This window comes from Pseudomonas sp. ADAK7 (assembly GCF_012935675.1).
Taxonomy (GTDB): Bacteria; Pseudomonadota; Gammaproteobacteria; order Pseudomonadales; family Pseudomonadaceae; genus Aquipseudomonas.
Genome location: NZ_CP052861.1, coordinates 1,505,616 through 1,523,295 on the forward strand (window position 1 = coordinate 1,505,616; position 17,680 = coordinate 1,523,295).

Below are 17,680 nucleotides of genomic sequence, written 5' to 3' on the forward strand. Positions count from 1 at the left end.
GAGCGTCCCGGGATGCATTCCCACGCGGAGCGTGGGAACGATCAGCGGTTAGCCGTAGAAGTGTGGACGGTCCGGCAGGCTGACTTTGACGATCTGGCCGTTGTTTTGCGCTTCGATGCAGGCGTCTGCGGCTACTGCAGCGGCGAAACCGTCCCATGCTGATGGACCGCCCACCTGGCCCGCGCGAACGCCATCAATGAAGGCCTGAAGTTCAACGTCATACGCGGCAATAAACCGATCCTTCCAGTCCATCAGAATCGCATTCGACAATTTCGCGCCGCTGCGCAATTGCACCTGTTGCGGCTCCGGCAGTTTGGCGATGCCGGTCTCCCCCACTACTTCGCACTGGATGTCGTAGCCATACTGGCAATTGACGAAAACCTCCACGTCGATCCGCGTGCCCTTGGCGGTTTCCAGCAGGACGATTTGCGGATCTTTCAAATGTGCGAGGGCTTTGCTGGATTTGCGCGGGAACACCACTTGTACCGAGACGTAATCGTCGTCGAGCAACCAGCGCAACACGTCCAGTTCATGGATCAGCGTGTCGGTGATGGCCATGTCGGTCTTGTAGTTTTCGCCCACGGTCGGGTTGCGGTGCGCACAGTGCAGCATCAGCGGTTCGCCGATCTGGCCGCTGTCGATTACCGCTTTGAGGGCGCGATAACCTTCGTCGTACGGGCGCATGAAACCGACCTGCACCAGGCGCTTGCCGTGGGCCACTTCGGCTTCGACGATCTTGCGGCAGCCCTCGGCGGTGACCGCCAGGGGCTTCTCGCAGAACACCGGTTTACCCGCAGCAATCGCCGCCAGCACAAACTCTTCGTGGCTCGGACCCCAGGAGGTGACGAGGATCGCCTCGACTTCCGGCGCCTTGATCAGCGCGTGGCCATCGGGGTAGACCTCGGCGGTCAGCTTCAGGTCGGACACGACTTTCGCCGCTTGCTGCAAATTGATGTCGGTGACCGCGACGACCTGGCTATTGAGCAAGGTCTGGCTGCAACGACGAATATGGTCCTGGCCGATGGCCCCGGTGCCGATGACGCCGATCTTCAAAGACATATAAACACTCCCGCTTATTGGATTGAGGGCAATCAGTACTGACGAGCCTTCGCCAGTCGTTCGTTCAGGGTCTTGGCCACGGCATCGGTGCGCGCACTGGTGGAGACTTGCGCCACGCCGACCCGCCACCACGACAGGTATTTGTGAATCATCGTCTTGGGCAGAACCTTGATATCGATCAGCGTCGAAACGCTCTGCAACCGAGCATCGGCCAGCGCCGCTTGCAGCTGTTCAACGGTGTTCACTTTGTAAGTCTTGCAGCCATAGGCCGCCGCGCTCATGGCGAAATCCACCGGGACGAAGCCGCCATCGAGCTTGCCGGTTTCAGGATTACGGAAACGGAACTCGGTGCCGAAGCTGTCCATGCCGTGTTCCATCTGCAGGTTGTTGATGCAACCGAAGGTCATGTTGTCCAGCAGCACCACGTTGATCTTGCGCCGCTCCTGAATCGAGGTCGCCAGCTCCGAGTGCAGCATCATGTAGGAGCCGTCGCCGACCAGTGCGTAGACCTCGCGATCCGGCTCGGCCAGCTTCACGCCCAGCGCGGCGTTGACCTCGTAACCCATGCAGGAATAGCCATACTCGACGTGGTAAGTGTTCACGCCCTTGCTGCGCCAACTGCGCTGCAAGTCGCCGGGCAAGCTGCCGGCGGCGGCGACGATCACCGCGTCGTCGGCCAGGGTTTCGTTGAGCACGCCGAGCACGCGGCTCTGGGTCAGGCAGGAACCGGTCAGTTCGATGAATTCACGCAGCACGGCCGGATCCATGTGGTCGTTGATTTCCGGGACGAAATCCTTGGCCTGGTAGTCGACCTGATAGATTCGATCAACTTCCTCATCCAGTTGCGCCTTGGCCTGGCGCGGTTGATCGCCCCAGCTGGAGCGGTAATCGCCCAGTGCGTCGGCCAGTGCCAGCAGAGCGGTTTTGGCGTCGGCCAGTAGTTGCACGCCGTCGAGTTTCAACGCATCGCAAGGGCTGATATTGAGGTTGAGGAATTGCACGTCCGGTTGCTGGAACAACGACTTCGACGCCGTGGTGAAGTCGCTGTAGCGGGTGCCGATGCCGATGATCAGATCAGCATCCTTGGCCAGCAGATTCGCCGCCAGGCAACCGGTTTCGCCGATGCCACCGACATTGAGCGGATGGCTGGACACCACCGCGCTCTTGCCGGCCTGGGTTTCCGCGAAGGGAATGTCGAAGCGTTCGGCAAAAGCCTGCAACGCGGCATTGGCCCCGGAGTAACGCACCCCGCCACCACAAATGATCAGCGGCTTGCGCTTGCCCTTGAACAGCGCCAACGCATCGCCAAGCATCGCTTCGGTGGCCGGACGCCGTTCGATACGGTGCACGCGTTTTTGCAGGAAGTAATCCGGGTAGTCGTAGGCCTCGGCCTGCACGTCTTGCGGCAAGGCCAGGGTCACGGCGCCGGTTTCGGCGGGGTCGGTGAGCACGCGCATGGCGTGGATCGCCGCGGTCATCAGTTGCTCGGGACGGTTGATGCGATCCCAGTATTTGCTCACGGCTTTGAACGCATCGTTGGTGCTGATGCTCAGGTCGTGAAACTGTTCGATCTGTTGCAGCACCGGGTCCGGTTGACGGCAGGCGTAGACATCGCCGGGCAGCAGCAACAACGGGATGCGGTTGGCCGTGGCGGTGGCGGCAGCGGTGATCATGTTCGCGGCGCCGGGGCCGACCGATGAGGAGCAGGCGTAAATCTTGCGCCGCAGGTGTTGCTTGGCGAAACCGATGGCGGCGTGGGCCATGCCTTGTTCGTTGCGACCCTGATGGACGATCAGGTCGCCGCTGTCCTGCTCAAGGGCCTGGCCCAGACCGAGCACATTGCCGTGGCCGAAAATGGTGAAGACCCCGGCGACGAATTTGCTCTGGACCCCATCGACCTCGATGTACTGGTTATCGAGGAATTTCACCAGGGCCTGGGCCATGGTCAGTCTTGTAGTGGTCATGTGCGCCCCTTTCAGGCCAAGGATTTTTGCAGGTGGTTCATGCTCGCGCCGATCGCCTGTTCTATGTCCGCCAGGCCATGGACGCTGTCGGCAAACGGCTCGAACGACAGGTAGCCGCTGTAACCGCTACCCAGCAACGTCTCGATCTGCGCCGCGTTACCAAGAATGTCGCCCGCGCCCACCAGCACTCGATGGCCGTCGCGGATGCTGTTGAGCGGTGCTTCGGCCTCCTCGACCCCGGAGATGTGCACCAACCCGGTCAGCTCAGGGAAAAACTCCTGTTCACTGGCGAGGTGATGGTGAAAGGTGTCGTGCACCAGCCGGAACACATCCAAACCACCGATGGCCTTGATCGCATCCACCGCCGGGCGTTTACGCCGCAGCGAGCACTCTTCAAACCCCAGCGGTTCAATGAAACCGAGAATGCCGTGATCGCGCAGGATCGGCGCCAACTCAGTCAACGCCGTGCGCAACCCCGAAGCGCGTTCGGCTTCATTGCGCTTATCGGCGCGATCATTCAACGGGCACATGACCAAGCCTTGCACGCCGCAATCCCGGGCATACGCGGCAAGCTTCAAGGCTTGCGCGCGGCGCTCGTCATTCCACACATCAAACGGGTACAGCGCATTGATCGACAGCACGGTGATGCCTTTGGCCGCGCACAATTCACGCACGCGTTCCGGCGCGGTGCCGTCTTCAATCTCAACGCCTTTAAGGTCGTTGCGGATCTCGATGGCGTCGGCCTTGAGAGTCACCGCCAGCTCAATGAACGCCGGCAGGGACAAACGTGGGGCGACCATACGGTTCAGGGCGAAACGCAGGGGCTTGCTCATTATTGTTGTTCTCCGCAGGTGAATTATTTGGCGGTTGGCATGCTGAATTCGGGGCCTTTGGCGATGCTGTCGGGCCAGCGTTGCATCACATTTTTGTAGCGGCTGTAGAAACGAATGCCTTCTTCGCCGTAGGCATGGTGGTCGCCGAACAACGAGCGCTTCCAGCCGCCGAATGAGTGCCAGGCCATCGGCACCGGAATCGGCACGTTGATGCCGACCATGCCGACCTTGATGGTGCGGGCAAACGCGCGGGCGATGCCGCCGTCACTGGTGAAGCAGGACACGCCGTTGCCGAACTCATGGGCGTTGATCAACGCCACGGCGCTGGCGAAATCCGGGACGCGGACGATGCCCAGCACCGGACCGAAAATCTCTTGCTGGTAGATGCTCATCTCGGTCGTGACGTTATCGAACAACGTGGCGCCGACGAAGAAACCATTCTCGGCCCCCGGCACCTTGAAGTTGCGGCCATCGACGATCAGTTGTGCGCCTTGGGCCACGCCTTCGCCGATAAAGCCTTCGACCTTGGCCTTGTGCTCGGCGGTGACCAGCGGCCCCATGTCACTGTCGCCCTGCATGCCGTTGCCGACTTTCAATTGGTCGATGCGTGGTAGCAACTTGGCGATCAATTGGTCGCCGACATCGCCCACCGCCACAGCAATCGAAATCGCCATGCAGCGCTCACCCGCCGAGCCGTAAGCCGCGCCGATCAAGGCGTCGGCAGCCTGGTCCAGATCCGCGTCGGGCATGACGATCATGTGGTTCTTCGCCCCGCCCAGCGCCTGCACACGCTTGCCGCGAGCGGTGCCTTGCTGGTGGATGTACTCGGCAATCGGCGTCGAACCGACAAAGGAAATCGCCTCGATGTCCGGGTGTTGCAGCAAGGCATCCACCGCCACTTTGTCGCCCTGGACCACGTTGAACACGCCGTCCGGCAATCCGGCTTCGGTGAGCAAACGGGCCATGAGCAAACTGGCCGACGGATCACGCTCGGACGGTTTAAGGATGAAGCAGTTACCGGTGACCAGTGCCAGCGGGATCATCCACAGCGGCACCATCACCGGGAAGTTGAACGGCGTGACCCCGGCGCAAACGCCCAGTGGCTGACGCAGGTTCCAGTTGTCGATGCCGCCGCCAATGTTGTCGCTGAATTCGGTTTTCAGCAGGTTCGGTGCACCGCAGGCGTATTCGACGATTTCGATGCCGCGAGTCACTTCGCCCTTAGCGTCGGAGAACACCTTGCCGTGTTCGCGGCTGATGATTTCTGCCAGTTCGTCGTGGTGACGGTCGAGCAGTTCCTTGAACTTGAACATCACCCGGGAGCGACGCAGAGACGATTGCTCGGACCAGGCCGGGAAGGCTTTTAGTGCCGAGGAAACCGCTTCGTCGACGGTCTTCTCGTTGGCCAATCCGACCCGCGCCTGCACCGCACCGGTGGCTGGATTGAACACGTTGCTGAAGCGTTCGCTGCCGCTGTCTTGCACCTGGCCGTTGATGTAATGGCCTAAAACCGGGGCGTTGCTCATTGTTCTTGTTCTCCGTGCAAAGGTTGGAATTCAGGCTTTTCAGTTCAAAGATCCAGCAGCCAACTGTGCTGCGGATCGTTATGGAACTGCCAGACGCGTTTCGGCCCGGCCATCACGTTCAGGTAGTACGACTCGTAGCCGTACGGCACGCTGACCGGGTGGTAACCCTTGGGCACCACGACCAGGTCGCTGTTTTCCACGGCCATGGCCTGGTCGATGCTGCGGTCGTCGGTGTAGACCCGCTGGAACACGAAGCCCTGGGGCGGGTTGATCTGGTGGTAATAGGTTTCTTCGAGAAAGCTCTGGTGCGGCAGGTCGTCGGTGTCGTGCTTGTGCGGTGGGTAGCTCGACGAATGCCCGGACGGCGTGCGCACTTCCACCACCAGCAGCGAATGGGCGGGTTCGGTGTCTGGCAGGATGTCGCAGACGTAGCGAGTGTTGGCGCCCTTACCGCGCACGCTGCGTTTCATGGTCTCGGGTTTGATCAGACGCGGGCCGAGGTTGTCGGCGGATGAACCGGGCGCAGCGCAGACGGCGATTTGCACGTCGCTGAGTGCGACCACTTGCGCTTGACTGCCGCTTGGCAAGTAAGCGGCGAAGGGGGATTTGTCTTCGAATACCGATTGCCGATCGCCGATATTGTCCCAGTCAAACGCGCCCTGCCCCGGCGCTTCGCCCTTGATGCTGACGCGACCGCTGAGCAGCACCAGGCACAATTCTTTATCGCCCGCCGACACCGGCAAGGTTTCGCCGAGACTCAAGCGGTAGGCGGCGAAACCAACGTATTCCAGCTCACCATTGCCCAACTCGACCATGGTCCGGCCACGGGCATTGCTTTTGACCAGCAGGCTCATAATGCAATCCTCTCGTCGAGCAAGGTACGCAAGGTGTCGTAGCCTTTCTTGGCGTAGATGTAGCTCGGCGCGACCGCCGGATCCTGCTCGGCTTCAACCACCAACCAGCCGTGGTAATCGGCGCCCAGCAACACGTCGAGCAACGCGCCGAAGTCGATATCGCCATCCCCCGGCACCGTGAAGGTGCCGTTGATGATGCAGTCCGGGAAACTCCACAGGTTGTTGCGCGCCAATTGCACCACCGGTTTGCGCACGTCCTTGAAATGCACGTGGCAGATGCGTTCGATGTGTTTGCGCAACACCTGCAACGGTTCGCCGCCGCCCATGTAGCAATGGCCCGAGTCGAACAACAGGCCGACTTCGCTGCCGGTCAGGGCCATCAACTTGTCGATGTCCGCCGGGGATTCGACGTAAGCGCCCATGTGGTGGTGATACGCCAGGCGCACGCCCTGGGACAGGGTGAAGCGCGCCAGTTCGGTGAGTTTGTCGGCGTATTCCTGCCACGCCTGTTCGGTGTGGAAGCGCGGGCGTTCGACCAGTGGAATGCGCTGGCCTTGAATGGAGTCCGCGACTTCGCCGTAGACCAGCACCGTGGCGCCGTTCTTCGCCAGCAGCTCGACATGGCTGCCGATGGCGTCGATTTCCTCGGCCACGGAACGGCGGGCCAGACGGCTGGAATACCAGCCGGAGACCAACGCCAGATCGTAAGGCCGCAGCACGTCACCGACGCCTTTGGCATCCTTGGGGAATTTACCGTTGAGTTCGAAACCTTCGTAGCCGATTTCCTTGCCTTCGCTCAACGCGGTGCTCAGCGGCGTCTCGCCACCGAGGGACGGCAGGTCGTCGTTGCTCCAGGAGATCGGGTTGATGCCAATTCGAATAGCGGGCATGGCTGCACCTTTTATTGTTTTTTCTAAAATGTTCAACCGATCACTTGTGGCGAGGGAGCTTGCTCCCGCTCGGCTGCGAAGCAGCCGTAAACCTGTGGATGCGGTTTACCTGAAACACTGGGTTGTTTGAGTTGGGACTGCTTCGCAGTCCAGCGGGAGCAAGCTCCCTCGCCACAAAAAGCACGACCACTCAGGCAATTTATTCAGTTGCGGGCGCTACGCCAGGCATCAATCAACTCGACAAACGTGCCCTGCACCTGGCGGATCAACGTTTCATCGTCGATTTCACCGGCCATCCACGCCCGGCTCGGCTCCTGGAAAATCGTCCGGCCCACGGCAAACCCGCGACAGGTCTGGCTCTGTCTGGCTTGCTGAAAGCCCTCGGCCAAGGCAGCCGCCGGGGCATTCAGGCCGAGCAACACGACCCCACGGCAGTACGGATCACGTTCCTGAATCAACTCATCCAGCTGTTTCCATTCCTCGGCGCTTTGCGCTTCGATCTTCCACCACGCCGGGTAAACACCCAGGTTGTAGAGGCGTTTCAGCGCGCGATACAACACGTCCGGGTGCGCCGACGGGTGATCCTTGGGCGGGATGATTTCCAGCAGCAGTTCATGCCCGCTGACCTGGGACGCCTGATACAAACCCTTGATCTGCGCTTCCTGTTCCAAGCGCAACAGCGGCTCGTCGTCCGGATGAAATTGCACCAGGCACTTGATGATTTGCTCTTGTGGCCAGGCAATCAGGTTGCTGCCAATCGAGCGCCCGTGTTCAAAGGCCAAGGGCCGCGAACCTTGCACTTCCACCGGCCGCGCCACCCACCAACCACGCCCGGTGGCGGCATTCAGCGAGTCCTGGCCGAAGCGTTGATCGGCCAGCAAGCCGACATCAGCCTCGATGCCCTGCTCGCGCAAATCGGCTTCAACCCGTTCCACAGCCTTTATAAAGAGTTGCTTGAGTTCGCAGATCGCGTTGAGGTCGCGTCCGCCCTTGTGCGCCAGTTCCACCAGTTGCCCGCGGTGGTCGAACGCGAAGATGAACAGTTGCTTCCACTGTTTGCGCGGCACGCTGACCTGATGCAAACGTTGCAGCGTGGCGTCCTGATCCGGCCGGGTGATCGGTACCGGGCTGTTGAATAAATAGTCGAGTTCGGCGCGGGTCGGCATCGCCGGGGCGCAGGCGTGGCGCGACACCACCAACCCACCGCAGGCATTGGCCAACTGGCAGCAGCGCTCGTCGCTGGCGTCTTCCAGCCAACCGGCGAGGAACCCGGACATGAAGGCATCGCCTGCGCCCAAGACGTTGAGTACTTCGACCCGCACGCCCGGGTAGATCGCACCGTCTTCGAGACGCACCGGAATCACCCCGTGAATCACCGTGCAACCTTGCGGCCCAAGCTTGACCACCAACGTCGCGTCACTCAGGCGCCGCACATTGCGCAAAGCGGTGAGCAAATCCTCGGAGCCGCCGGCAATCAAAAACTCTTCTTCAGTGCCGACGATCAAGTCAAAACGCGGGAGGATTTTCTGCACGTGCTGGCTGACATTCTGATCGGCGACGAATCGGGTTTCACCGTCGGCCTTACCCGCCAGGCCCCACAGTACGGGGCGATAGTCGATGTCCAGAATGCGTTTGACGTTGTGCTTCTCGGCATAGTCCAGGGCCTGGATGCTCGCCTTGTAGACGCCGTCAGTGGAGAAGTGGGTGCCGGTGATCAGCAAGGCTTTGCTGGAGGCAATAAAGGCTTCGCTGATGTCTTCGGCCCGCAGCGCCATGTCGGCGCAGTTCTCGCGGTAGAAGACTAGCGGAAAGGTTTCGCGATCCTTGAGGCCCAGCAGGACCATGGCCGTCAGGCGTTCCGGATCGACCTTGATACCGCTGACATCGCACCCTTCGCGAGCCAGGGATTCGAGCAGGAAACGGCCCATGTGGTCGTCCCCTACCCGGCTCAGCATCGCCGACTTGAGGCCCAGCCTGGCGGTGCCGAACGCGATGTTGGCGGACGACCCACCGAGGTACTTGGCGAAGCTTGAAACATCTTCCAACCGCGCCCCGACTTGCTGCGCATAAAGGTCGACGCCAAGGCGCCCCAGGCAAATCAGATCCAATTGACGCCCACTGGCAAAACGAGTCTGGCCCATGCTGGCTCCTGTTATTTTTATCAGCCTGCGTTCGGGACGATGGACGTGCCGAACACTCTTGGTGGATGCAGACTAAAACGACCGGGACCGAACAATCAATATTTATTCTATATATTTTTTACGTGGAATATTTTTTCCAATAAACTCCGGTACGAGCGTTCCAGAGCACAGTGCATCGTTTCAGCAGCATGTATGCCGACGGCAAGCTCAAGATTTTATTCCGGCCTACCCTGTAGACTGCGCACAGCCAACCTATTGTCAGGGGATGACCGATTCGTCATTCCTATAAGAACAAGCCAGAAGGATCCTTTATGTCCCGCACCGATCAGCCGGCCACGACCGAGAGCACGCCCGAGAGCGATCTTGAGAGCCCACCGATCAATGCCGAGCGTTTGCTGCAGCTGATCACCAACGAATACGAAAGCCTGCCGCGCCAGCTCAAACGCATCGCCACCTACATGAGCCAGCAGAGCGACCGGATCATGGTCGACCGCATCAGCGACATTGCCCGTGAGTGCGAAGTGCACCCGTCGGCCATCGTGCGGTTCTCCCAGCGCTTTGGTTTCAGCGGTTTCAGCGAGATGCAGGCGTTGTTCCGCGAGGCGTACACGCACAAGACCACGCCGGTGCAGAACTACCAGCAGCGCATCCGCAGCATGATCGCCAACAAGTCGCAGAAGGCCAGCGGCGGCGATCTGGCGCGTGAGTGCATCGACGCCACGCTGTCGGGCATCGAACGCTTGGGCATGGAACTCGACGATGTCGCCTTCGACAAAGCCGTCGATCTGGTGGTGAATGCCGACAACATCTACGTGGTCGGCGTGCGTCGTTCGTTCGCCGTGGCCGACTATCTGGTCTACAACCTGCAACACACCAACAAGCGCATTCACCTGGTGTCCGGGCTCGGCGGCAGCTACCGCGAGCAGATGCGCAGCGTGCGCGCCAATGATTTGGTGATCGCCATCAGCTTCACGCCCTACGGCAAGGAGACCCAGCACTGCCTGCGCATCGCCCAGCATCATCAGGCGAAAACGTTGATCATCACTGACAGCAACCTCTCACCCTTGGCCAAACGGGCGAGCACGGTGTTGTTGGTCAATGAAGGCAGTTCGTTTGCGTTTCGGTCGTTGAGTGCGACGTTGTGTTTGTGCCAGGCGTTGTTTATTGCGGTGGCGTATCGGTTGGAATTGAAGGTGGATGAGATTCACGAACAGGTGGGGTTTGAGGACTGACATCAAAGCGTTTACAGGAGAACGTTGATGAAACTGATCGGCATGCTGGATTCGCCCTATGTGCGTCGGGCGGCTATTTCCGCCCGGTTGTTGGGCATCGACCTGGAACATGAATCGGTGTCGGTGTTCCGCCACTTCGAGCAATTCCAGCAGATCAACCCGGTGGTCAAGGCGCCGACGCTGGTGCTGGATGATGGCGAAGTGTTGATGGATTCGACGCTGATCATCGACTATCTCGAAGCCCTTGCCGGCCCGTCGAAAAGCTTGATGTCGAGCGATCTGAAGCAACGCTTGCGTTCGTTGCGGGTGATTGGTCTGGCATTGGCGGCGTGCGAGAAGTCGGTGCAGCTTTACTACGAGCGGAATCTGCGACCGGCGGATATTCAGTATCAGCCGTGGGTTGAGCGGGTTGAAGGGCAACTCGCGGCGGCCTATTCGGCGCTGGAGCGGGAGCTAGCGAAGCAGCCGCTGTTGAATGATTCCGAGATTGCCCAGGACGGCATTACCGTCGCGGTCGCCTGGAGCTTCACCAATCTGGTAGTCCCGGATCAGGTCGATGCCGCACGCTTCCCGCACATCGCTCATTTCACCGCGCAGGCGGAAAAGCTTGAGGCGTTCATCGCTACCCCGATAACCTGAGCCGCCCTTCTTCACGGATTCGCCCATGACTGCCGCTGAACAATCCGCCCCGGCGCTGAAGGAAATCTTCAACGCCGAGCGCCTCAAGCACATCGCGACCGAAATGACGGCGGTTTACCCGGCGTTCAACGCCAAGGCCTTCCTGAAGATGGCCAATGAAGGCCTCGCTGAACTGTCGATCATGCAGCGCATGGCACGGGTCAGTGAGTGTCTGCATGCGGTGTTGCCGCTGGATTACGCAGAATCCCTCGACGTGTTGCGCGCCCTCGCCCCTCGGCTGAACAGCGGATTTGTCAGCATCTCGTTGCCGAATTACGTCGCTATGTATGGCGCTCATGACTTTGAACAGTCGATGGAAGCGCTCAAGTTTTTCACCTCGTTCGGATCTTCCGAATTCGCGATCCGGCATTTTCTGCGCGGCGATCTTGAGCGCTCGCTGGCGTTGATGCAGGTGTGGTCGCTGGATGAAAACGAACACGTTCGGCGTCTGGCGAGTGAAGGCAGTCGGCCGCGCTTGCCGTGGTCGTTTCGCCTGGAACCGATTCAGGCGGATCCGACGTTGGCGGCGGCGATTCTCGATAATCTCAAGGCTGATGAAAGCCTTTACGTGCGCAAGTCCGTGGCCAATCACCTGAATGACATCACCAAGGATCATCCCGATTGGGTGCTGGATTTGATTGAGGGCTGGTCGCTGGAGAACAAGCACACGGCGTGGATTGCCAAGCATGCATTGCGCAGTTTGATCAAACAGGGGAATCAGCGGGCATTGGCGGTGATTGGGGCGGGTGGGAAGCCTGAGGTTGAGATCATTGATGTGAAAGTGGAACCGAAGGTTATTCGGCTTGGGGAGAAAATCACGCTCTCTTTTACTGTGAAATCCACAGTGCCGGACAGTCAGCGGCTGGTGATCGACTATGCGATTGATTACGTCAAAGCCAACGGCAGCACTTCCGCGAAGGTGTTCAAGCTCAAAGCACTGACCCTGACCGGCCATGCCAGCGAACACGTGAGCCGTGGGCAGCAAATCAAGGAACTAACCACACGCCGGCATTACGCGGGCGAACATGCCGTGCACATCATGGTCAACGGCGAACGGCTGGCCAGTACCTCATTTGAAATCCTCCCCTGAAATACGATCCCCGTAGGAGCGAGGCTTGCTCGCGATGAACGATAACGCGGTGTGTCAGACCTGACGCCATCGCGAGCAAGCTTCGCTCCTACAGGGCCCGGTGATTAGCCGGGCTTGTGGTTATCCAGTACGCGATTGACCGCCAGCTCACCCATCAGCAGCGTCCGGTGCAGCACCAGCATCGTGTGGCGTCGCGGGCCGTCCGTCAGCTCAACGAGATCGTTGACCATCTTGCGGGCCGATGACAACGATTCGTAGACCTCAACCAGCAACGTTTCGTCATCCACCGCTGCGTCGATGGTGAAAAAGGTGCCGGATTTGCAGGGCGGTATCTGCGTTTTCGTCGCCCCGGGGTTGAGGTAGTAGTTGAGTGCGCGGTCTGCCGACGCTTTCAGCTTTTGGGGATCAAGATCAAAAGAAGCGTCGTAGGGTACTGGATCAGTATCTGGGGGGTTGGGCGTTACTTTGAACATAGATGAAGCTCCGGTTTCGAAAATTAAGGAGCCATCACCCTCGCTACCAAACGAAGGGTGGCGGCCATACGTGGGTTGGTAGACCGGTCGAAACGGGAAACCCGGCGCTCACAAGGAGCCCCACGCATGCCCACCATATAAAGCTGAGTCCCCAAAAAGAGACTGCATAAGGTGTCGCCATGCGACGGTTTCGAGGCGGGCTACCAAACCCGATCACTGTTTTTCAGTGACCGGGAAACGATATAGCCCGCCCCAAAGCCGCACAAGCCGGCGGATTCTGGCGTACGCGTAGGCAACGGCGCAAGGCGTTGTAGCCGCTTATGACGTAACACCGAGTGTCGTTAAACGCACCATTAAACGCCCGCCTTCGCAGGAGCGAGCGGCGCGGTGATCCGACTGGCCCACGAAAAACACAACGCCAGCATCAGCCAATGCAGGGTGATCGACAGTTTTCCATAGCGATGAGCAGTTGAATCGCGGGTCATAACGGGCCTCATGAATTCACAGTGGCTGGCGACTCATTCGCGCAGCCTGGTTCGACCGACGCCACCCTGCCCGCCCCGCCTTAAGGCAATCTGAAGGTGCCTGGGCAACCTCCTTGCGCCACCTTCAGACTCCGTTAAGAAATGCCTCTGATACTCCTCCCAAACTTATCCCGGGAGGCGCCATTCAATGCCTGACTTCGACTGGAACATCCCCTTGCCGCTGCACTTCGGCCAAGCCGAAACCCCGCCGATGAGTCTGGCCAGAGCATTGCCGGATGGGCCTCAGCGCGCTGTTTTCGAGGCCTATATCCAGCAACGTTTTCGCAAGGCCCACGGGGCCGATATCCGCCATTTCATGCCGGAGCTGTTCGGCATGAGCAACGCGGACGGGGAGCTCTGCGCCGTGGCCGGTGTACGTCGGGCAGATGAAGAGCCGCTGTTTCTGGAGCGCTACCTGGACGAATCCATCGATCCGCTGATCAGTGCCGCCGCCGACCGCCCGGTGGATCGCGCCGGCATCGTCGAGGTGGGCAACCTGGCCGCCAGCGACACCGGCAGCGCGCGCCTGAGCATCATCGCCATCACCTACCTGCTGGCCATGGGCGGCCTGGAATGGGTGGCGTTCACCGGCAATATCGGCCTGGTGAACAGCTTCCATCGCCTCGGTTTGAAACCGGTCACCCTCTGCGCCGCCGATCCCGAGCGGCTGGGCGATGACCGGCACAACTGGGGCAGTTATTACGAAAGCAAGCCTTGGGTCCACGTCGGCAACATCCGCGCCGGGTTCATTCATTTGCGCAACATCGGGATGTTCAATCGCCTGGGGTTGCCGTCGTCCCTGGAGGAATCCAGTCATGTCGCCTGAAGTCGAGCGCTTCAAACAGACCTTGCGCAGTCATGCCGAACGCAAGGGACACGCCATCGCCTTGTGGGGTGATCAACTGAAAGTGGACTACGCCACGCTCTACGCTGAAGTGATCTATCGCCAGCAGCGTCTGCGTGACCAACACGTCAAGGTTGTCGCACTGGCGCTGGACAATGGCACCGAAGCGATGCTCTGGGACCTCGCCGCGCTGTTCGAAGGCTTGACCTGCCTGACGCTGCCGCCGTTTTTCAGCCCCGCGCAACGCAAGCATTGCCTGGAGCAAAGCCAGGCCGAACGGGTGATTGCCGGGCCGGATCTGGAAGTCGAACTGCAAGCCGCCGGGTATGAAAAAAGCGGAGAGTTCTGGCGTCGCACCTTCAATGGCCCAAACCCGATGCACGAAGGCACCGCCAAGCTGACCTTTACTTCAGGCACCACCGGCACGCCCAAGGGTGTTTGCCTGAGCGCCGAAAGCATATTGCGGGTTGCGCGCGAATTGGATCAGGCCAGTAAACCGACCGATCCGCAGCATCACCTGGCGCTGCTGCCCCTGGCGATCCTGCTGGAAAACATCGGCTGTTACGCCGCGTTGTATGCCGGTGCAACGTTGAGCGTGCCGAGTCAAAAAACCCTGGGCATCCAGGGCGCCAGCGGCGTCGACCTGCCGAAGCTGCTCGGTTGCCTGGCCAGCCGTGCGCCCGAGAGTCTGATCCTGGTGCCGCAATTGCTGTTGCTACTGGTCAGCGCCGCCGAGCAAAAAGCCTTCAGCCCACATTCGCTACGCTTCGCGGCGGTCGGCGGTGCACGGGTGTCCGAGGAACTGTTGCACCGCGCGCAACGTGCAGGCTTGCCGATCTACGAAGGCTACGGGCTGTCGGAATGCGCGTCGGTGGTGTGCCTGAACCGGCCCGGCGCACGCCGCCCCGGCAGCGTTGGCCGGCCCCTGCCCCACGTGGAGATTCGCCTGGCGGAAGACGGTGAAGTGCTGATCAAGGACTCGACCCTGCTTGGCTATCTGGGCGAGGCGCCACACGGTGATGAATGGTGGCCCAGCGGCGATCTCGGCGAGTTCGACCCCGAGGGTTTTCTCTACCTCAAGGGTCGCAAGAAGCATCAGTTCGTCACCAGTTTCGGGCGCAACGTCAATCCCGAATGGGTCGAGGCCGAACTGACTCAGCGTCGGCACATCGCCCAGGCTTTCGTCTACGGCGAAGCGATGCCGCGCAACCACGCCTTGCTCTGGCCCCATCGCCCGGACTGCACCGACGCCGACCTGGCCGCTGCCGTGGCCGAAGCCAACGAGGCCTTGCCCGATTACGCCCAGGTCCATCACTGGACGCGCCTGGATCAACCCTTCTCACCCGCCAACGGCTTGCTCACCGCCAATGGCCGACCGCGCCGGGACGCCATCGTTGAGCGTTACCGAGCGCCACTCACTGAATCTGTTTTCGCGCAGGAATCCGCATCATGACCTTTTTTGACACGCTGCAAGAAGCCACCCAGCAGGAACGCCACGCGCTGTTCAACCTGCCGATCATTCGCGACGCCCTCGAAGGCAACGTCAGCCTGGACAGCTACCGCGCCTTCCTCGCGCAAGCCTATTACCACGTACGCCACACCGTGCCGTTGATGATGGCGTGTGGCGCTCGTCTACCGTCGCGCCTGGAATGGTTGCGCAAAGCCGTCTGCGAATACATCGAGGACGAATACGGCCACGAACAGTGGGTGCTCGATGACATCGAGGCCTGCGGCGGTGACAAGGAAGCCGTGCGCGACGGGCGTCCGTCGTTGCCGATTGAGCTGATGGTCAGTTTCCTCTACGACCTGATTGCCCGGGACAACCCGGTGGGATTGTTCGGCATGGTCAACGTGCTGGAAGGCACCAGCATCGCCCTGGCCACCCACGCGGCGGGCAGCATTCGTGAGCGCCTGGTGTTGCCGGAAAGCGCCTTCAGCTACCTCAGTTCTCATGGCTCGTTGGATGTGGAGCACATGCAAACCTATCGCCGACTGATGAACACCCTCGACGACCCGGCCGACCAGGCGGCCGTCATTCACGCCTCGAAAGTCGTCTACAGGCTTTACGCCGACATGTTCCGCGGCCTGCCGCGCGACGGGGAGAACCTGCATGCGCCTGTCTGAGGCTCGCGTGGTGTTGACCGGCGCCAGCGGCGGCATTGGTCTGGCGATCGCCAGCGCCCTGTGCGCCAGTGGGGCGCGGGTATTGGCCGTGGCCCGCCACAGTGAGGTGTTGGAGCCGTTACTTGCGCGCTATCCGCAGCAGCTGGGCTGGGTCGCGGCCGACCTGACGTTTCTCGCCGATCGCCGCAAGGTCCTGGCCGCCGCCGAGGCCATCGGCGGCGTCAACTTGCTGATCAATGCGGCCGGGGTCAATCACTTCGCCATGCTGGAACAGCTCGACGACAGTGAGATCAACGCCATGCTGGCGGTGAATATCAGCGCACCGATCTGCCTGACCAAACTGCTGCTGCCGCTGCTCAAGCAAGCCGACAGCGCCATGGTGGTGAACGTCGGTTCGACTTATGGCTCCATCGGTTATGCCGGTTACGCCAGTTATTGCGCGACCAAGTTTGCCCTGCGCGGCTTTTCCGAAGCGCTGCGCCGGGAGCTGGCGGACACCCGGGTCGGCGTGCTCTATGTCGCGCCACGCGCTACGCGTACGACGATGAACAGCGCGGCTGCGCAGGCCTTGAATGATGCGCTGAAAGCCAATGTCGACGACCCGCAAACCGTCGCATCGGCGGTCATGCACGCGATTGCCGGTGACCGCCGCGATTTGTACCTGGGCTGGCCGGAGCGCTTTTTCGTGCGCCTCAACAGCCTGCTGCCGCACCTGGTGGACAAGGGACTGCGCAAGCAATTGCCGCTGATCCGCCGCCTCAGTCACAAGCCTGATAACGAGAACTTCAAGCCATGAAAAAAATGATCGCTTGCCTGCTGCTGGGTACATTGAGCCAGAGCGTTTGGGCGCTGGACGCCGCCGACCAGCAACGCTTGACCGGGATCCAGCAAAATTGGGGGCACATTCAGTACGAAGTCGCCGCCGAGCAACGCACCGCTGCTTTCGAGCAGCTCGCGGCCCAAACATCGGCGTTCACCCAGCAACGGCCGGCGGTGGCCGAAGCCTGGATCTGGTCCGGGATTGTCACCAGCAGTTGGGCCGGCGCCCAGGGCGGTCTCGGCGCCTTGAGCAAGGCAAAAGCGGCGAAGGCCGACCTGGAGAAAGCCCTGACCCTGGACCCCAAGGCCTTGCAAGGCTCGGCCTACACCAGCCTCGCCGCGCTGTATGACCGCGTGCCTGGCTGGCCCATCGGCTTCGGCGACTCGGACAAGGCCGAACAGTTGCTCAAGCAGGCCTTGCAACTGAACCCGAACGGCATCGATAGTCTGTACTTCTGGGGCGATCACCTCTACCGTCAAAAACGTTACAGCGAAGCCAAAGACGCCCTGCAAAAAGCCCTGCAAGCCGCCCCGCGCCCCGGCCGGGAAGTCGCTGACGCGGGACGGCGCAAAGAGATCGAAACATTGCTGGTGGACGTGAACAAGAAACTCGACTGACAGGAGTCCGT

Annotated in this window: 16 protein-coding genes and 1 pseudogene; 8 read left to right on the forward strand and 9 right to left on the reverse strand. The window is 60.7% G+C overall.

From position 1 onward, the window contains the following. Positions 1-48: 48 nt before the first annotated feature. From HKK53_RS06875 to HKK53_RS06905, 7 genes are all read right to left on the reverse strand, one after another. Complete coding sequence (locus tag HKK53_RS06875; RefSeq protein WP_169370150.1) at positions 49-1,059, reverse strand: Gfo/Idh/MocA family protein; 1,011 nt, start codon at positions 1,057-1,059, stop codon at positions 49-51. A gap of 32 nt (positions 1,060-1,091) precedes the next feature. Next, positions 1,092-3,023, reverse strand: a complete 1,932-nt coding sequence (gene iolD, locus HKK53_RS06880; RefSeq protein ID WP_169370151.1) for a 3D-(3,5/4)-trihydroxycyclohexane-1,2-dione acylhydrolase (decyclizing) — start codon at positions 3,021-3,023, stop codon at positions 1,092-1,094. An 11-nt stretch (positions 3,024-3,034) separates the two neighbouring features. Beyond that, positions 3,035-3,856: a TIM barrel protein gene (locus HKK53_RS06885; RefSeq protein WP_169370152.1), complete on the reverse strand. Its 822-nt coding sequence runs from the start codon at positions 3,854-3,856 to the stop codon at positions 3,035-3,037. Between the two features lie 23 nt (positions 3,857-3,879). Continuing rightward, the gene (locus tag HKK53_RS06890; RefSeq protein WP_169370153.1) at positions 3,880-5,382 is read right to left on the reverse strand and encodes a CoA-acylating methylmalonate-semialdehyde dehydrogenase; all 1,503 of its coding nucleotides are present in this window, start codon (positions 5,380-5,382) and stop codon (positions 3,880-3,882) included. A gap of 44 nt (positions 5,383-5,426) precedes the next feature. Next, a complete protein-coding gene (iolB, locus tag HKK53_RS06895) occupies positions 5,427-6,236 on the reverse strand; it encodes a 5-deoxy-glucuronate isomerase (protein ID WP_169370154.1) in 810 nt (269 codons plus the stop codon). Beyond that, positions 6,233-7,126, reverse strand: a complete 894-nt coding sequence (gene iolE, locus HKK53_RS06900) for a myo-inosose-2 dehydratase (RefSeq protein WP_169370155.1) — start codon at positions 7,124-7,126, stop codon at positions 6,233-6,235. Before iolE ends, iolB begins: the two co-directional genes overlap by 4 nt. A 203-nt stretch (positions 7,127-7,329) precedes the next feature. After that, positions 7,330-9,267, reverse strand: a complete 1,938-nt coding sequence (locus HKK53_RS06905; protein ID WP_169370156.1) for a bifunctional 5-dehydro-2-deoxygluconokinase/5-dehydro-2-deoxyphosphogluconate aldolase — start codon at positions 9,265-9,267, stop codon at positions 7,330-7,332. 311 nt (positions 9,268-9,578) lie between these two features. Here HKK53_RS06905 and HKK53_RS06910 point away from each other — a divergent pair, with 311 nt between their 5' ends. Genes HKK53_RS06910 through HKK53_RS06920 form a run of 3 tightly spaced genes read left to right on the forward strand, consistent with a single transcriptional unit; the run spans position 9,579 to position 12,267 of the window. Further along, a complete protein-coding gene (locus HKK53_RS06910; protein ID WP_169370157.1) occupies positions 9,579-10,499 on the forward strand; it encodes a MurR/RpiR family transcriptional regulator in 921 nt (306 codons plus the stop codon). Between the two features lie 27 nt (positions 10,500-10,526). Further along, on the forward strand, positions 10,527-11,138 hold the full coding sequence (locus HKK53_RS06915; RefSeq protein WP_169370158.1) for a glutathione S-transferase: 612 nt from the start codon (positions 10,527-10,529) through the stop codon (positions 11,136-11,138). 25 nt (positions 11,139-11,163) lie between these two features. After that, entirely contained in the window at positions 11,164-12,267 is a 1,104-nt protein-coding gene (locus HKK53_RS06920) for a DNA alkylation repair protein (RefSeq protein ID WP_169370159.1), read from the forward strand. A 104-nt stretch (positions 12,268-12,371) separates the two neighbouring features. Here HKK53_RS06920 and HKK53_RS06925 read toward each other — a convergent pair whose 3' ends face one another. Beyond that, a complete protein-coding gene (locus tag HKK53_RS06925) occupies positions 12,372-12,740 on the reverse strand; it encodes a DUF6124 family protein (protein ID WP_169370160.1) in 369 nt (122 codons plus the stop codon). Positions 12,741-13,153: 413 nt separating this feature from the next. Further along, a pseudogene (locus HKK53_RS32855) lies at positions 13,154-13,225 on the reverse strand (cytochrome B); the annotation flags it as partial. 187 nt (positions 13,226-13,412) lie between these two features. On the opposite strand from HKK53_RS32855, the gene HKK53_RS06935 reads away from it, so the two are divergent. The 5 genes from HKK53_RS06935 to HKK53_RS06955 are packed head-to-tail and all read left to right on the forward strand — an operon-like array spanning position 13,413 to position 17,669. Then, positions 13,413-14,090 carry a thermostable hemolysin gene (locus HKK53_RS06935; protein WP_169370161.1) on the forward strand — a complete coding sequence of 226 codons (678 nt, stop codon included), beginning with the start codon at positions 13,413-13,415 and terminating at the stop codon, positions 14,088-14,090. Further along, positions 14,080-15,561, forward strand: a complete 1,482-nt coding sequence (locus tag HKK53_RS06940) for an AMP-binding protein (protein WP_169370162.1) — start codon at positions 14,080-14,082, stop codon at positions 15,559-15,561. The genes HKK53_RS06935 and HKK53_RS06940 overlap by 11 nt, the downstream gene beginning before the upstream one ends. Beyond that, complete coding sequence (locus HKK53_RS06945) at positions 15,558-16,232, forward strand: TenA family transcriptional regulator (protein ID WP_169370163.1); 675 nt, start codon at positions 15,558-15,560, stop codon at positions 16,230-16,232. The genes HKK53_RS06940 and HKK53_RS06945 overlap by 4 nt, the downstream gene beginning before the upstream one ends. Then, positions 16,219-17,028 (forward strand): SDR family oxidoreductase, encoded by an 810-nt coding sequence (locus HKK53_RS06950; RefSeq protein WP_169370164.1) that lies wholly within the window; start codon positions 16,219-16,221, stop codon positions 17,026-17,028. Before HKK53_RS06945 ends, HKK53_RS06950 begins: the two co-directional genes overlap by 14 nt. Further along, complete coding sequence (locus HKK53_RS06955) at positions 17,025-17,669, forward strand: tetratricopeptide repeat protein (RefSeq protein ID WP_169370165.1); 645 nt, start codon at positions 17,025-17,027, stop codon at positions 17,667-17,669. The genes HKK53_RS06950 and HKK53_RS06955 overlap by 4 nt, the downstream gene beginning before the upstream one ends. Positions 17,670-17,680 lie beyond the last annotated feature (11 nt).

Excerpts from the sequence above, each read along its gene's own strand:
- iolB (WP_169370154.1), bottom strand. The coding sequence starts at position 6,236 with ATGAGCCTGCTGGTCAAAAGCAATGCCCGTGGCCGGACCATGGTCGAG.
- HKK53_RS06905 (WP_169370156.1), bottom strand. The coding sequence starts at position 9,267 with ATGGGCCAGACTCGTTTTGCCAGTGGGCGTCAATTGGATCTGATTTGC.
- HKK53_RS06875 (WP_169370150.1), bottom strand. The coding sequence starts at position 1,059 with ATGTCTTTGAAGATCGGCGTCATCGGCACCGGGGCCATCGGCCAGGAC.
- HKK53_RS06915 (WP_169370158.1), top strand. The coding sequence starts at position 10,527 with ATGAAACTGATCGGCATGCTGGATTCGCCCTATGTGCGTCGGGCGGCT.
- HKK53_RS06925 (WP_169370160.1), bottom strand. The coding sequence starts at position 12,740 with ATGTTCAAAGTAACGCCCAACCCCCCAGATACTGATCCAGTACCCTAC.
- HKK53_RS06910 (WP_169370157.1), top strand. The coding sequence starts at position 9,579 with ATGTCCCGCACCGATCAGCCGGCCACGACCGAGAGCACGCCCGAGAGC.
- HKK53_RS06885 (WP_169370152.1), bottom strand. The coding sequence starts at position 3,856 with ATGAGCAAGCCCCTGCGTTTCGCCCTGAACCGTATGGTCGCCCCACGT.
- iolD (WP_169370151.1), bottom strand. The coding sequence starts at position 3,023 with ATGACCACTACAAGACTGACCATGGCCCAGGCCCTGGTGAAATTCCTC.
- HKK53_RS06890 (WP_169370153.1), bottom strand. The coding sequence starts at position 5,382 with ATGAGCAACGCCCCGGTTTTAGGCCATTACATCAACGGCCAGGTGCAA.
- iolE (WP_169370155.1), bottom strand. The coding sequence starts at position 7,126 with ATGCCCGCTATTCGAATTGGCATCAACCCGATCTCCTGGAGCAACGAC.
- HKK53_RS06940 (WP_169370162.1), top strand. The coding sequence starts at position 14,080 with ATGTCGCCTGAAGTCGAGCGCTTCAAACAGACCTTGCGCAGTCATGCC.
- HKK53_RS06920 (WP_169370159.1), top strand. The coding sequence starts at position 11,164 with ATGACTGCCGCTGAACAATCCGCCCCGGCGCTGAAGGAAATCTTCAAC.
- HKK53_RS06955 (WP_169370165.1), top strand. The coding sequence starts at position 17,025 with ATGAAAAAAATGATCGCTTGCCTGCTGCTGGGTACATTGAGCCAGAGC.
- HKK53_RS06935 (WP_169370161.1), top strand. The coding sequence starts at position 13,413 with ATGCCTGACTTCGACTGGAACATCCCCTTGCCGCTGCACTTCGGCCAA.
- HKK53_RS06950 (WP_169370164.1), top strand. The coding sequence starts at position 16,219 with ATGCGCCTGTCTGAGGCTCGCGTGGTGTTGACCGGCGCCAGCGGCGGC.
- HKK53_RS06945 (WP_169370163.1), top strand. The coding sequence starts at position 15,558 with ATGACCTTTTTTGACACGCTGCAAGAAGCCACCCAGCAGGAACGCCAC.